Source organism: Streptomyces sp. NPDC012637, from assembly GCF_042954805.1.
Taxonomy (GTDB): domain Bacteria; phylum Actinomycetota; class Actinomycetes; order Streptomycetales; family Streptomycetaceae; genus Streptomyces.
In genome coordinates this window covers 815,354-828,331 of the sequence record NZ_JBIBDS010000001.1, presented here as the reverse complement: position 1 = coordinate 828,331, position 12,978 = coordinate 815,354, and the positions used below count along the sequence as shown (strand labels likewise).

Here is a 12,978-nt window from a genome sequence, read left to right as displayed (position 1 = left end):
ACCGGACCCGGGTCCCGTCCGCCCTTCCAGGTGCCCTTCGCCTCCCCGGAGTCAGCCATGACCCAGCCGCCCATCCCCGATCCGCTCCCGCCCCCCGCCCCGACGCCGGTGCCTCCGCCGGTGCCTCCGCCCAGTCCCGTTCCGCCGCCCAACCCCGCGCCCGTGCCGCCCGGGCCCGAGCCGCAGCCCCAGCCGGGACCCGCGGGCCTGTGACCGCGTGACGGCCCGGCCGCGGGTGGGGCGGTCCGGCCGTGCGTCGGCCCGACGGCGCGACGGTGTGACGGACGAGCAGGGGGATCGGCCCGAAGCCCTTGTCACGCACGGTTGCCAGCCCCTACCGTGGGCGACTGCCGATGCGTTCGAGGGGGGCCCATGTCCGTGCGCGGAACACGCGGGAAACACCGTCGCCACCAGCCGAGCCGGATCAACCGTGCCTCGCTCACCGTCACCGTCGGCGGCGCCGGCATGGCGCTGCCGCTCATCGGCGCGGGCACGGCGGAGGCCGCCTCGCTCGACGTCTGGGAGAAGCTCGCGTCCTGCGAGTCCTCGTCGAACTGGCAGATCAACACCGGCAACGGCTACTTCGGCGGCCTCCAGTTCACCCAGGCCACCTGGGAGCGGTACGGCGGGACGCACTTCGCGCCGCGCGCCGACCTCGCATCCAAGGACCAGCAGATCGCCGTCGCCGAACGCGTGCTCAAGGGCCAGGGCCCGGGCGCCTGGCCCGGCTGCGCGCCCCGCGCCGGTCTCGAGCGCGACGGCGAGGCACCGGCGGTCTCGCCCCAGACGGCGCGCACCCGCCCGGTGTCCGAGGCGCCGCAGGCCCGGAAGGCCGCGTTACCCGCCCAGCGGACCCGCCCGGCCGAGGCCGCGCAGGCGAGCCCGACCACCGTGCCGACGGTCCGCGAGATGTACACGGTCGCGCCCGGCGACTCGCTGTCGAAGATCGCCCGTGAAGAGCACGTCCGGGGCGGCTGGCCGCGCCTCTACGCGGCGAACCGCGCCGTCGTCGGCGACGACCCGGACCTCATCCTCCCCGGCCAGCGCCTCACCCTCCGCATCACGGCCCCCGCCGCCCCGCCGCAGCAGGCGAATCCGAAGCCCGCGACGAAGCCCGGGACCAGGCCGTCGACGAAGCCCCCCGCACCGAAGCCGCCGACCGCGAAGACCCCGGTCAAGCCGCCCGCGACCAAGGCGCCGGCCAGGCCCGCCCCGACGCCCTCCGCGGCGAAGCCGACCACGCGTCCCGCGCCGAAGCCCGTCACCAAGCCGGTCGCCGCCAGGCCCGTCACCAGGCCGGTGCAGAAGCCGGCACCCGCGCACAAGCCGGCACCGAAGCCGGCTGCCGAGCGGGACAGCTACAGCTCGCCCGTCGCCGACACCGACATCGGCACCCGCTACCGCAAGGCCGGCTCCTCCTGGTCCAGCGGCTACCACACAGGCGTCGACTTCCCCGTCCCCACCGGCACCTCGGTCCGGGCCGTGTCCGACGGGAAGGTCGTCTCCGCCGGCTGGGGCGGTGCCTACGGCTACCAGGTCGTCATCCGGCACGAGGACGGCCGTTACAGCCAGTACGCCCACCTCTCGGCGCTCACGGTCCGCGAGGGCCAGCGGGTCAACGCCGGCCAGCGGATCGCGCGGTCAGGATCGACCGGCAACAGTTCGGGGCCGCACCTCCACTTCGAGGTGCGCACGGGTCCCGGGTACGGGTCCGACATCGACCCCCTGGCGTACCTGCGGGCCCGCGGCGTCTCGATCTGAACCGCGGTCCGGCAGGTCCGACCGGGACGACCGGTCCGTCAGGTCCGACCGGGACGACCGGTCCGATCGAGGCGACGCTTCCAGCAGGCCCGGCCGGTCCGCCCCGCCCTGCGGCTGCCCGTCCGGCACGGATCGCTCTCCGGCCGGCACCGATCCGGGCTCCCCGGATGACACCGCAGGGGAGTCCTCGGGCCGCGTCAGCCGGTCCAGGGTCAGCTGCACCAGGCCGCCCGCCGCGACCGCGCCGCAGATCAGGGCCGCGACGGTGCCGGCCGCCCCGTAGCGGAAGGACTCGCCGAACAGGGTGAGGCCGACGGCGGCGGCTATCACCGGGTTGACCACGGTGACCGTGGCCAGCGGCGCGGCGAGCCCGGCACCCCGGTACGAGGCCTGCGAGAGCAGCAGCCCGGTGACCGCGAGCGCCGAAAGGGTCAGCAGGCTGGTCCACTCGGCCAGCGGCGCGCTCGCCGTCCACTCCTCCGCCACCGCCTTGGTGAAGACCGAGGCGATGCCGAAGGCCACCCCGGCCGCCGCGGCCAGGATCACGCTGCGCAGCACCGAGCGGCCCACCACCCGCGCCAGGAAGAACAGCAGGACCACCGCCCCGAAGGTCGCGGCCGCCAGCAGGTGCCGGTCGGAGTCCGAGAGCACCCGGGTCCCGGTGCCGTCCGTCAGGCTCAGCAGCCCGGCCAGGCCCACCGTCGCCATGACCGCGCCGCGCCAGGCGGTACGGCCCACCCGCCGGCCCACGAACAGCGCCGCCATCGGCAGCGCGAACACGATGGTGAGGGCGCCCAGCGGCTGGACCAGGCTCAGCGGGCCGTACGCCAGCGCCGCGACGTGCAGCGCCGCGCCGAGGCCGTTGAGCAGCACGGCGCCCCACCACGCCGGGCGGCGCAGCGGCGCGTAACGAGGGCCGTCGGCCGAGGCCGCGACCCGCTCCTGCACGATCGCCGCGGCGGCGTAGGCCACCGCGGAGACCAGGGCGAGGAGCACGGACAGCAGGAGGGGGCTCATGACTCCACGATCTCTCTTCCGGGCGTTCGCGTCGTCGTACCTGGGAACGCGATCGCGCGTACCGCGGACGGAGTACGACGGCCCCTCGTACACCTCAGGATGTAGCCCGCGCAGGTCAGGACGGGTGGAATGGGATCTTTCCGGTGCCCGGGCGGCCCGGCCGCCGGCCGTGCCGCCCCCTCGGCCGCGCTCATTCCGAGCCAGTGCGCCGCGGGCCCGGTCCACATTGGCCCGTACCGTGTCCCCTCGAAGGGGAGGACACCGGATGGAACCTGATCTCGACGAGTGCGCCCGCATCGGCGGCTTCTTCGCCCTGCGCACCAGCCCGCCCCCGACGGCGGACCATGCCCACGTGCCCCTCGCGCGCGTGTACGCGGGCGAGGACGACGCCCCGTTGAGCGCCCGCGTCGACCGGGTCGCCGTCCGCCTCGGCGCGCCCGAGCGCCGGGTCGGTGCCTCCGTCGCCCACCTCGGCCTCGCCGCGCGCCTGTGGTCCACCGCCCTCGGCCCGGCCGCCCTGTACGGACGCTTCCCCGACCTCGCGCCGGACGCCCTGCACTGGGACGGCGCGCTGACCTCGCCCGACGACCTGTGGTGGGCCGGCCCCGGAACGCGCCCCGCCACCGTCGCCGAGCTGCGCGCCGCCGTCCACGAGGCCCATCTCGTGCCGCTGCACGCGGCCTTCGCCCGGGACGGCCGGATCTCGCCGCGGCTGCTGTGGGGCAACGCGGGCTCCGCGCTGGCCGGTGCGCTGCGCGAGCTGACCCGCTGGGCACGGGCGAACGACCGCCCCGAGGCCGCCGGACGCGCCGCCGCGCTCGTCCAGGGCCTGTTCGGCCATCCCGACCTGGCCCGCACGGTCGCGGGCCCGGCCCTGCGCCGCACCAGTTGCTGTCTCTACTACCGCTGCCGGTCCGGAGGACTGTGCGGCGACTGTGTGTTCGACCACCCTCCCCGTACGGGTTTGGAGCGGCGGCCTCCCGCTCCGTAAAGTTGCGTCTTTGGAAACGGCAACCGCCGCGACGGCACGAGTGATCGAGGAACGACGAAGGCCATGACGGTGACTGAAGAGACCCAGGAGTACGGGCCGGGCATCGACCCCGAGCGCCTGGCCGTCTGCCTGAGCGTGCTCGACGAGCTCGACAAGCTGGAGGTCGACCACCCGGACGCGATCGCGGTCCGCCGTGCGACCGCCGGCATCTACCGGACCGTGAAGCAGCGTCGCCGCCAGGAGCGCCGCGCCGCGAAGACCGCGCACGACAAGGCGGTCACCGAGGCCACCGCGACCGGTTCCGCGCAGCGCATCGACGACGAGACCGAGGGCATCCTGCCCTCCTCGGTCACCGAGGCCGGCCAGATCGCCGGCATACTCCAGCGCCCCCGCTCGTGCTACACCTGCAAGGCGCGGTACGTCGAGGTCGACTACTTCTACCACCAGCTCTGCCAGCCCTGCGCCACCCTGAACCGGTCGCGCCGCGAGGCCCGCGCCGACCTCACCGGCAAGCGCGCGCTGCTCACCGGCGGCCGCGCCAAGATCGGCATGTACATCGCGCTGCGGCTGCTCCGCGACGGCGCCCACACCACGATCACCACGCGCTTCCCGAAGGACGCCATCCGCCGCTTCAAGGCGATGGAGGACTCCGAGGACTGGATGCACCGCCTGGAGGTCGTCGGCATCGACCTGCGCGACCCGGCCCAGGCCGTGGCCCTCGCGGACCAGGTCGCCGAGGCCGGACCGCTGGACATCCTGGTCAACAACGCGACGCAGACCGTGCGCCGGCTGCCCTCCGCGTACGCCGCCCTGGTCGAGGGCGAGAACGCTCCGCTGCCCGTCGGCGAGCTGCCCGCCCACCACGTCATCGGCGCCTTCAACTCCGGCGCCGTCGGCGAGCTCGGCGGCCCGGCCGCCCTGCCGGCCGGCGTGAGCGGGCTCGACGCCCAGGCCGTCGCCGACCTCGCCCTGGTCGCGGGCAACGCGAGCGTCGCCCGTCACCTGGACGGCACCGCCATCGACGCCGGCGGCCTGGTGCCGGACGTCGTCGAGACCAACACCTGGGTGCAGACCATCGAGCAGATCTCCCCGGTGGAGCTGCTCGAGACCCAGCTGTGCAACTACACGGCGCCGTTCATCCTGATCAGCAAGCTGCGCGGCTCGATGGCCGAGGCCGCGGCGAAGGCGAAGAGCGGGCGCGCGTACGTCGTCAACGTCTCCGCGATGGAGGGCGTCTTCGACCGCGGCTACAAGGGCGCCGGACATCCGAACACCAACGCCGCCAAGGCCGCGATCAACATGGTGACGCGGACCAGCGCCCAGGAGATGTTCCAGTCCGACGGCATCCTCATGACTTCCGTGGACACCGGCTGGATCACCGACGAGCGTCCGCACTTCGACAAGCTGCGGCTCGCCGAGGAGGGCTTCCACGCCCCGCTCGACCTCGTCGACGGCGCGGCCCGGGTCTACGACCCGATCGTGCGCGGCGAGCAGGGCGAGGACCTGTACGGCGTCTTCATGAAGGACTACGCGCCCGGCAGGTGGTAGCAGCGGCGGTCGGCCGCGGTCGGTCGTCGGTCGTCGGCCGTCGGCCGTCGACGCTCGGCGGCTGCCGGCGGTCGAGTGTCGCCGGGGCTGCCGTAGTCCGCCGGTGTCGTCGGGTCCGCCGGGCCGGCCGGTGTTTGCCGGGCCCGCCGGGCCCGCCGGTGTCGATGGGCCCGCCCGGGTTGCCGGAGGCCGCCGGTGTCGCTGGAGTCCGCCCGTGTCCCCGGTGCTCCCGGGACAGCCGAAACGATCGATAATCGCGCGTTGACCTCGGGAAACGGGCCACTGTCACTCGATCGCGTCACACTTTCGTGCCCCATAGAGCGCTGGCTCGCTCATCTGGTTAGTCTGATGTCCACGGTCGGCTCGGGGGTTTCACCGAACCCTCACGGCCGCCCTGGGGACAGGCCTGACACCAAGGCCGCGGTCCCGCCCGCAGAACGGCGCCACCGCGACCGATCGGACCTGAACCCATTGACACGCGACACGAAGGAGTGCGCGGTGACACCAGAACCGACCAAGCAGGAAGACCGTCCGGCCGAACCGACCGAGCGGACGCGCCGGTCCGGGGAGCTGGGCAGCCTCGAAGTGTGGGCCCGCTCGGCGCCGATCCGACTCGCCGGCTACGAGGACGACCTCGCCGAGCCGCACATCCTGCAGGGCATCGACTGAGTTCCGGCTCGTCCGTGAGCGCTCGTGCGCGAGTGCCCAGCCCGAGTCGCAGCCGACGCTTCGCCCCCGTGCCCCCGGCCGATCCCATCGGCCGGGGGCACGGCCGTGTCAGCGGCGCCCTCCCGCGTACGCCCGCAGCCGCACCGGCGGCATGTACTCGCGCACCAGCGTGCGGTGCCACCACGCGCCGGTCGCCCGGAGCTCCGCCCAGGTCGTGAAGCGGTAGCGGTAGAGCCGGGCCCGTACGTGCGTGGGCGGCTCGTCCGGGAAGGGGTTGTGCCGCAGCAGCCGCAGCGTGTCCCGGTCCCCTTCGAGGAGCCGTTCGACGAAGGGCCCGAACCAGTCGCGGGCGTAGCCGGGGGAGAGGGCGGCGAACCACATCAGCCAGTCGAGCCGCAGGTGGTACGGGGCGAACTGGCGCGGCAGCCGCCACGGGTCGCCCGGCTTGCCCTTGAAGCCGTACTCGCGCCACACGGTGCCCGGGTGCGGGTCCGGGTCGTCGGTGCCCTCGACCACGATCTCGTCCCGCACCCGGCCGACCGTGCCGAAGGCGCCGTAGGTGTTGACGAGGTGCAGCGGGTCGAAGGAGCGGTTCATCGCCTGGTGCCGGGAGATCAGGTTGCGGACCGGGTTCCGGCTGAGGAAGAGGATCAGGGCGGTGGCGGCGCACACGACGACCACGTACCAGAGCGGCGCCTCGGGCTGCGGGTGGTCGCCGACGAGGAGCGAACCGTCCACGGCGGACAGCGCGAGGACGATGGTGATCCAGTTCAGCCAGGCGAAGTTCCCGGACAGCACGAGCCACAGCTGGGTGACGATCATCAGGCCCGCGGCGATCGTGGCCACGGGCTGAGGGGTGAAGAGCAGGACGGGCACGCCGAGCTGGACGACGTGGTTGGCGGCGCACTCGACCTTGTGCAGCGGCCTCGGCAGATGGTGGAAGAACCAGCTGAGCGGGCCGGGCATCGGCTGGGTCTCGTGGTGGTGGTAGAGGCAGGTCAGTTCCCGCCAGCACTGGTCACCGCGGATCTTGATGAGTCCGGCGCCGAACTCGACCCGGAACAGCAGCCAGCGGAGCAGCAGCAGGACCAGGACCGGCGGTCCGGTGTCGTCGTTGCCGAGCAGGACGGCGAGGACGCCGGTCTCCAGGAGCAGCGACTCCCAGCCGAAGGAGTACCAGGTCTGCCCCACGTTCACGATCGACAGGTACGCCGCCCACAGCAGCAGCCACAGCAGCATCGACACCGGCAGCGGCACCGCGTCGCCGGCGCCTGCCGCCATCGCCAGGGCGAGCGCGGCGCCGCCCCACGCCACGGCCGCGAAGAGCCGGTCGGAATAGCGCCACTGGAACAGGCTGGGTGCGCGCCGGGCCGGGACGGCCCGTACGAAGTCGGGCACCGGCAGCATGCCGCGGGCGCCGATGAGCGCCCGGAACTGCAGCGCGGCCGCGAGGAACGCGACGAGGTACAGCCCGGCGAGCCCCCGCTGGAAGACGATCCGGCTCAGCCAGTAGTCGGGTGCGGTGAACCACTCCATCGGGTCCGGTGGTGCGGGCCGTCGCGGTCGTCAGCTCTTGGTGTCGTCCTCGGCGGTCCGCTCGCCCTCCGCCTGGGACGGCGTGGTGCGGGTGACCTGGGGGTGGACATGCGCCTTCTGCTGGGCGTCCATGTCCTCGTCGAGGCGCTCGCCCTCGGCCTGCGAGGGGTTGGTGTACTCGTCGTACGGGCTGCTCATGGCCGCCTCCTTCGAGAGGTGCACGGATGAGTGCGGAGTGAGTACAGAAGGAGCGTAACTCTCATCGGCCGGCGACGAGACCCGCGAGGGAGCGGCCCAGCCGGCGGGCGTAGAAGTGCTGGAGCGACCGGACGACGGGCCCGCCGAGCCGGGTGTACCAGACGGCGGCGCGGCTGAACGCGGTGACCGTGAACCAGACCGAGCCGTCGTCGTGCAGGTCGACGACGAAGGACTCCTCGCCGCACTCGGGGTGCCCGCCGCGGGTGCCGTACGCGAAGCCGGTCTCCTTCTCCGTGTACGTCGTCCAGATCACCTGGCAGGGCGCGGTGAACCGGACCGGGCCGAGGCCCAGCGACACCTCGAGGGTCACGCCGGGCTCGGCCTGCTCGGCGGCGCTGTCCACCCGGGCGCCCGTCGCCCGGTGCATGGCCCAGGTGGTGACGGCGGCGCCCGCGGCCTTGTAGGCCGCCCGGCCGGTGCCGATCCGGACGGTGTGGTGGAGGTGGTGGTATCCGGCCGGCAGCGGTCCGGTGCGGGTGGCGCCGACCTCGGGGTAGTTCGGTCCGGTGGCCCGGCCCGAGGGGCCGGCGGGGGAGTCCGAGAGGCTGCGGATGAGACGGGTCATGCCGGGAGCTCCGTTCGGTGCGCGGTGACGGTGGTGACGGCGGAGGTCAGGGTGGGCGGAGTGCGGTCGGGCGAGGTGGCGGCGGCAGGCGTGGCGGCGCCGGGCCTGACGGCGGCCGGTGTGCCGGCGGCGGGGGGCCGCAGCCGGTGCCAGGCGAGCAGCGAGCACAGGGCGAAGCCGAGGGCGTTGCCGAGGCCGTGGGTGGCGGCCATCCAGGTCAGGCTCGGGTGCGGGATTCCGGTGGCCTCGCCGAGCGCCCAGCTCAGCGCGAGGAGCATGGTGGCGACCAGCACGGCGGCCGAGGTGCCGAGCAGGGCGCGGGTGACCCGGTCGGGCGCGGTGGTGCGCGGCTCGCGCCAGACGGCGAGGGCGACGGCCCACATTCCGGCGGTGAGGACGAGGGCGCCGGCGAGCTCGGCCCAGTCGTCGACGAAGTAGCCGAGGAGCACCAGCAGGGTGCCCAGCGGGACGCTGAGGGCGGCGAAGCGCGTGGCCCGGCCCTCGGCCGTACGGCAGACGAGTCCGGCGACCAGGGCGGCGGCGAAGCCGGCGAAGTGGAAGTGGGGGACGGTGAGCGCCAGGATGTCGAGGTCGAAGCCGAACAGCTCGTGTCCGGCGCGCTCGGCGACCAGGGCGAGTCCGGCGACGGACGGCGTGGCGAGGGCGGTGAGCACCGCGATCTCGGCGGGAGCGACGGACCGGGTGAGGGCGAGCCGGGCCGGGGCGTGCAGCGCGAGCGCCAGTGTGGCGAGGGCGTAGCAGCAGGCCAGGGCGACGGCGAGCGGGGAGCGTGGGAGCCAGAGTGAGAACGCGCCCGGTACGGCGAGCAGGGGCCAGGCGCGGCGCAGCAGCCGCAGCGTGGCGGGCTGGGGTCCGTCGACGAGCCGGAGCCCGGCGGGCACGACGACCAGCATGCCCAGCATCACGATCAGTCCGACGAGTACGGACACGGCACCGCCACCCCCTGGATCAGGCTGTTGAACGTGTTCAACGCTTCACGGGGTGAGCGTAGGGCTTTCCTTGAACGTGTTCAAGTGGCTGGGTGCGCGTGGGCGCCGAGCCGGATGGACGCGCCTGGATTGCGGGCCCCCGAGGCCTGCGGCAGACATGAAGGAACGACCCGGGGCGACAGGTGGGAGATCCAGTGCGCGACGCATCCAGACGACGGCCCTCGCGACGGATGCCCTCGCGGCCCGCCGCGTGCGCACTCGCCGCACTCGGCACGGCCGTGCTGCTCGCGGGCTGCTCCACAGCCGACCCCGGCGAGCCCGGGGCGGAACAGACCGCCGCGTCGCCCGCCAGGGAAGTGCTGCTCCAGCCCGCCGGCGCCCAGGGCCCCGCGCCCTTCACGCAGTCCACCGCGCAGGAAGGCGCTCCGGTACAGGAGGACGCACCGCCCGTCACCGGCGTCGCCGACCCCGCGCCCGCGGGCCGCGCCCTCACCGGCGCGACGCCCGGCCTCTACGGCGGCACCCGCGCCGTCGCCAGCTGCAACGTCGAGCAGCAGGCCGCCTACCTCACCGCCGAGCCGGCCAAGGCCCGCGCCTTCGCCGAGTCCGCCGGGATCCCCGAGAGCAACCTGGCCGGCTGGCTGCGCGGCCTCACGCCCGTCCTCCTGCGCGCCGACACCCGGGTCACCAGCCACGGCTACCAGGACGGGCGCCCCACCGCCTTCCAGTCCGTGCTCCAGGCGGGCACCGCGGTCCTCGTCGACCAGTACGGCACGCCGCGGGTGCGCTGCGCCTGCGGCAACCCGCTGCGCTCGCCGGCCGCCGCCGAGAACGCCCGGCACACCGGAGAGCCCTGGGCCGGCTACCGTCCGGACCGGGTCGTCGTCATCACTCCCACCCGCACCGTCGTCAACAGCCTGGTGATCGCCAGCGCCGCCGACAACACCTGGCTGGAACGGCGGATGGGCAGCGACGGCGAACAGGACCGCAGGCCCGACGTCCTGCCGCCCTGCGCCCCGGCCTCCTGCGACCTCGTCGCCGACCCGCCCGCACCGCTGCCGGACGGCCCGGCCCCGGCCGACCCGCCCGCCGCCACCCCGACGAGCCCCGGCCGCCCGACCGGCCCCTCCGTCCCGCCCCCGCCGCACACCCCGGCCGCGCCCAGGGAACCCGCTCCGAACGAGGAGCCCGTCGCCCCGCCGGCACCCGACGGCGACACGACCGTCCCCGCCCCGGACGCCCCCGTGGAGCCGGACGTCCCGGTCGTGCCCGACGGCCCCGGCGAACAGCCCGCACCGGAGCCGCCGCCCGACTTCGAGGACCCGTTCCCGGCCGAGACCGTGCCCGAGCAGCCCGAGACCTTCGAGGGCTGACGGCCCCGGCGTCCGCCCCGCCGGCCGTCCGGGCGAAACGTTGTTGCGAATCTGTGCCGATCTTCGCCGTGCGCACGGGCTGCGCTGCGCCTAGCGTGGCCCCATGACTGCGGGCAGAGGGGGCGGGGAGGCGGCCGAGCGGTGCCGCTGCACGGCGGGACCGTCGGGGCAGGACTGCTGCTTCCTCCACGAGTTCGGCCAGGAATTCCGCATGGGCGGCTTCGACTGGGACCTGGTCACCGGCCGGATGGCCATGGACGAGGCCGCCCTGAACGTCTTCGACATGGACCCCGCCGAATACGACGGCGACCCCGCCACCCTCGGCTCCCGGGTCCTGCCCGACGAGGGCCGCCGGCTCGACGCCCTGGTCGCCCAGGCGCTCAAGGACGGCAGCGAGCGCTACGGCGCCTACTTCCGCATCCGCACCCGCGCCGGCGTCCAGCGCTGGACCCACACCCAGGGCGTCGTCAGGCGCGACCCCGACGGCCGCCCGGTCCGCATCGTCGGCATCATCCGGGACGCCTCCGAGGAGCTCTCCGAATCCGCCGCACGGCTGGGCCTCGACGAGGGCCGCCGCCGGCGCACCAGCGTCGTCGAGGGCATGACGGCCGCGCTCGCCCACGCCCGCACCGTGCAGGACATCATCGACCTGCTCAACGACTCCCAGGGTCTGGAACACTTCGGCGCGGCCAGCCTCGTCATGGGTCTCCTGGAGTCCGGACGCATCCACCTGGTGGCCGAGGGACCCGACGGCGCCTTCGTGCCCGGCACCCGGTTCACCCGCGTGGACGAGCCGTACCCGATGAGCGAGGTGATCCGCACGCTGCGGCCCCGCTTCATCGAGTCCCCTGAGGACTTCGCCGCCTCCTACCCGATCCTGTGGCCCCACATCAGCGGGCTCGGCGTCACCTCCGCCGCCTACCTCCCGCTCATCGCGCAGGCCCGCCCCATCGGTGCCCTCGGCCTGCTCTACAGCGACCGCACCGGCTTCAGCGCCGACGAGCGCAACCTGCTCGTCGCCCTCGGCAGCTCCATCGCCCAGAGCCTCCAGCGCGCCATGCTGTACGAGCAGGAGCACGACCTCGCCGAAGGCCTCCAGCAGGCGATGCTGCCCCGCCGCATCCCCGAGGTGCCCGGCGCGCAGATCGCCGTCCGCTACCGCTCCGCACGGCTCGGCCGCGACATCGGCGGCGACTGGTACGACATCATCCCGCTCCCCGGCGGCCGGGTCGGCGCCGTCATCGGCGACGTCCAGGGCCACGACACCCACGCCGCCGCCGTCATGGGACAACTGCGCATCGTGCTGCGCGCCTACGCCGCCGAGGGCCACACGCCCGCCACCGTGATGGCCCGCGCCTCCGTCTTCCTCCACGAGCTCGACACCGACCGCTTCGCCACCTGCACCTACGCCGAGGCCGACCCGGCCACCGGGCTCGTCCAGATCGTGCGGGCCGGCCACGTCGACCCGATGATCCAGGACCGGGACGGCAGCGCGCACCGGCTGCCCGTCGAGGGCGGACTCCCGCTCGGCCTCTCCGCCGAGTTCGGCCGGCTCGACTACCCCGTCACCGCCGTCGAGCTCGACCCCGGCCGGACCCTGCTGCTCTACACCGACGGCCTCGTCGAGAAGCCGGGCGCCGACCTCGACGAGGGCCTGCAGTGGCTCTCATCCCTGGTCAAGAGGGGACCGCGGGACCTCGACCAGCTCGCCGACCACCTCTGCGACGTCGTCGACGAACGCGGTGGCGAGGACGACGTCGCCGTCCTGCTGCTGCGCCGCGCGGGCGCGCACCCGCCGCAGACCGGCGGCAGGCTCCAGCAGCACGTCGGCCAGAACGATCCCGAGGCGCTCCGCTCCGCCCGCCACATGATCCGCGCCGCCGTGCGCGCCTGGGGCGCGGGCGAGCGCTCCGACGAGATCGAGCTGGTCGCCGACGAGCTGATGACCAACGCCCTGATGCACACCGACGGCGGCGCGATCGTGACCCTGCGCATGCTGGCCGGGCCCGAGCGGCGCCTGCGCGTCGAGGTGGAGGACCGCTCCAGCGCGCTGCCGCGCCGCCGGGAGGCCGGCGAGTCCGGCGTCTCCGGCCGCGGCCTGCTCCTGGTGGACCGGATCTCGGACCTGTGGGGCGTGGAGCCGCGCGGCGGCGGCAAGTGCGTGTGGTGCGAGTTCGTGACCGACCGGCCCGGTGACTGGACGCCCGACTGGAGCGGGGAGCTGACCGGGGACTGGACCGGACTGCTCTGACCGGTCGGCGGGCTCCGAAGGGCGCCTGCCGTCCGGCCCCTTCGGCCCGGGGCGGTCCC

General features: G+C 74.4%; 11 protein-coding genes. 6 read left to right on the top strand and 5 right to left on the bottom strand.

The genetic code is table 11. The features are described from left to right. Nucleotides 1-372: 372 nt before the first annotated feature. Nucleotides 373-1,761: a peptidoglycan DD-metalloendopeptidase family protein gene (locus ACFY8W_RS03755; RefSeq protein ID WP_391099766.1), complete on the top strand. Its 1,389-nt coding sequence runs from the start codon at nucleotides 373-375 to the stop codon at nucleotides 1,759-1,761. Here the strand turns inward: ACFY8W_RS03755 and ACFY8W_RS03750 are convergent. Beyond that, the gene (locus ACFY8W_RS03750; RefSeq protein WP_391099763.1) at nucleotides 1,642-2,778 is read right to left on the bottom strand and encodes a DMT family transporter; all 1,137 of its coding nucleotides are present in this window, start codon (nucleotides 2,776-2,778) and stop codon (nucleotides 1,642-1,644) included. The two genes, ACFY8W_RS03755 and ACFY8W_RS03750, sit on opposite strands and share 120 nt — an antisense overlap. A gap of 265 nt (nucleotides 2,779-3,043) precedes the next feature. On the opposite strand from ACFY8W_RS03750, the gene ACFY8W_RS03745 reads away from it, so the two are divergent. From ACFY8W_RS03745 to ACFY8W_RS03735, 3 genes are all read left to right on the top strand, one after another. After that, the gene (locus ACFY8W_RS03745; RefSeq protein ID WP_391099761.1) at nucleotides 3,044-3,769 is read left to right on the top strand and encodes an IucA/IucC family C-terminal-domain containing protein; all 726 of its coding nucleotides are present in this window, start codon (nucleotides 3,044-3,046) and stop codon (nucleotides 3,767-3,769) included. Between the two features lie 63 nt (nucleotides 3,770-3,832). Beyond that, nucleotides 3,833-5,317: an SDR family NAD(P)-dependent oxidoreductase gene (locus ACFY8W_RS03740; RefSeq protein WP_391099758.1), complete on the top strand. Its 1,485-nt coding sequence runs from the start codon at nucleotides 3,833-3,835 to the stop codon at nucleotides 5,315-5,317. Between the two features lie 498 nt (nucleotides 5,318-5,815). Continuing rightward, entirely contained in the window at nucleotides 5,816-5,986 is a 171-nt protein-coding gene (locus ACFY8W_RS03735) for a hypothetical protein (RefSeq protein WP_391099756.1), read from the top strand. A gap of 108 nt (nucleotides 5,987-6,094) precedes the next feature. On the opposite strand, the gene ACFY8W_RS03730 is transcribed toward ACFY8W_RS03735, so the two are convergent. From ACFY8W_RS03730 to ACFY8W_RS03715, 4 genes are all read right to left on the bottom strand, one after another. Beyond that, nucleotides 6,095-7,522 carry a lipase maturation factor family protein gene (locus tag ACFY8W_RS03730; protein WP_391099753.1) on the bottom strand — a complete coding sequence of 476 codons (1,428 nt, stop codon included), beginning with the start codon at nucleotides 7,520-7,522 and terminating at the stop codon, nucleotides 6,095-6,097. A gap of 30 nt (nucleotides 7,523-7,552) precedes the next feature. Next, on the bottom strand, nucleotides 7,553-7,720 hold the full coding sequence (locus tag ACFY8W_RS03725; RefSeq protein WP_391099750.1) for a hypothetical protein: 168 nt from the start codon (nucleotides 7,718-7,720) through the stop codon (nucleotides 7,553-7,555). Between the two features lie 61 nt (nucleotides 7,721-7,781). Continuing rightward, nucleotides 7,782-8,345: a DUF1990 family protein gene (locus tag ACFY8W_RS03720; protein WP_391099747.1), complete on the bottom strand. Its 564-nt coding sequence runs from the start codon at nucleotides 8,343-8,345 to the stop codon at nucleotides 7,782-7,784. Then, nucleotides 8,342-9,295: a YndJ family transporter gene (locus ACFY8W_RS03715; RefSeq protein WP_391099744.1), complete on the bottom strand. Its 954-nt coding sequence runs from the start codon at nucleotides 9,293-9,295 to the stop codon at nucleotides 8,342-8,344. The genes ACFY8W_RS03720 and ACFY8W_RS03715 overlap by 4 nt, the downstream gene beginning before the upstream one ends. Nucleotides 9,296-9,525: 230 nt before the next feature. Between ACFY8W_RS03715 and ACFY8W_RS03710 the strand changes: the two genes are divergently transcribed. Both ACFY8W_RS03710 and ACFY8W_RS03705 read left to right on the top strand, forming a co-directional pair. After that, nucleotides 9,526-10,668: a DUF6777 domain-containing protein gene (locus ACFY8W_RS03710; protein WP_391099742.1), complete on the top strand. Its 1,143-nt coding sequence runs from the start codon at nucleotides 9,526-9,528 to the stop codon at nucleotides 10,666-10,668. A 103-nt stretch (nucleotides 10,669-10,771) separates the two neighbouring features. Then, nucleotides 10,772-12,919 (top strand): SpoIIE family protein phosphatase, encoded by a 2,148-nt coding sequence (locus ACFY8W_RS03705; RefSeq protein ID WP_391099740.1) that lies wholly within the window; start codon nucleotides 10,772-10,774, stop codon nucleotides 12,917-12,919. Nucleotides 12,920-12,978: the final 59 nt, after the last annotated feature.

Coding starts and splice junctions, on each gene's coding strand:
- ACFY8W_RS03755 (WP_391099766.1), top strand. CDS start 373: ATGTCCGTGCGCGGAACACGCGGGAAACACCGTCGCCACCAGCCGAGC.
- ACFY8W_RS03750 (WP_391099763.1), bottom strand. CDS start 2,778: ATGAGCCCCCTCCTGCTGTCCGTGCTCCTCGCCCTGGTCTCCGCGGTG.
- ACFY8W_RS03745 (WP_391099761.1), top strand. CDS start 3,044: ATGGAACCTGATCTCGACGAGTGCGCCCGCATCGGCGGCTTCTTCGCC.
- ACFY8W_RS03740 (WP_391099758.1), top strand. CDS start 3,833: ATGACGGTGACTGAAGAGACCCAGGAGTACGGGCCGGGCATCGACCCC.
- ACFY8W_RS03730 (WP_391099753.1), bottom strand. CDS start 7,522: ATGGAGTGGTTCACCGCACCCGACTACTGGCTGAGCCGGATCGTCTTC.
- ACFY8W_RS03725 (WP_391099750.1), bottom strand. CDS start 7,720: ATGAGCAGCCCGTACGACGAGTACACCAACCCCTCGCAGGCCGAGGGC.
- ACFY8W_RS03720 (WP_391099747.1), bottom strand. CDS start 8,345: ATGACCCGTCTCATCCGCAGCCTCTCGGACTCCCCCGCCGGCCCCTCG.
- ACFY8W_RS03710 (WP_391099742.1), top strand. CDS start 9,526: ATGCCCTCGCGGCCCGCCGCGTGCGCACTCGCCGCACTCGGCACGGCC.
- ACFY8W_RS03705 (WP_391099740.1), top strand. CDS start 10,772: ATGACTGCGGGCAGAGGGGGCGGGGAGGCGGCCGAGCGGTGCCGCTGC.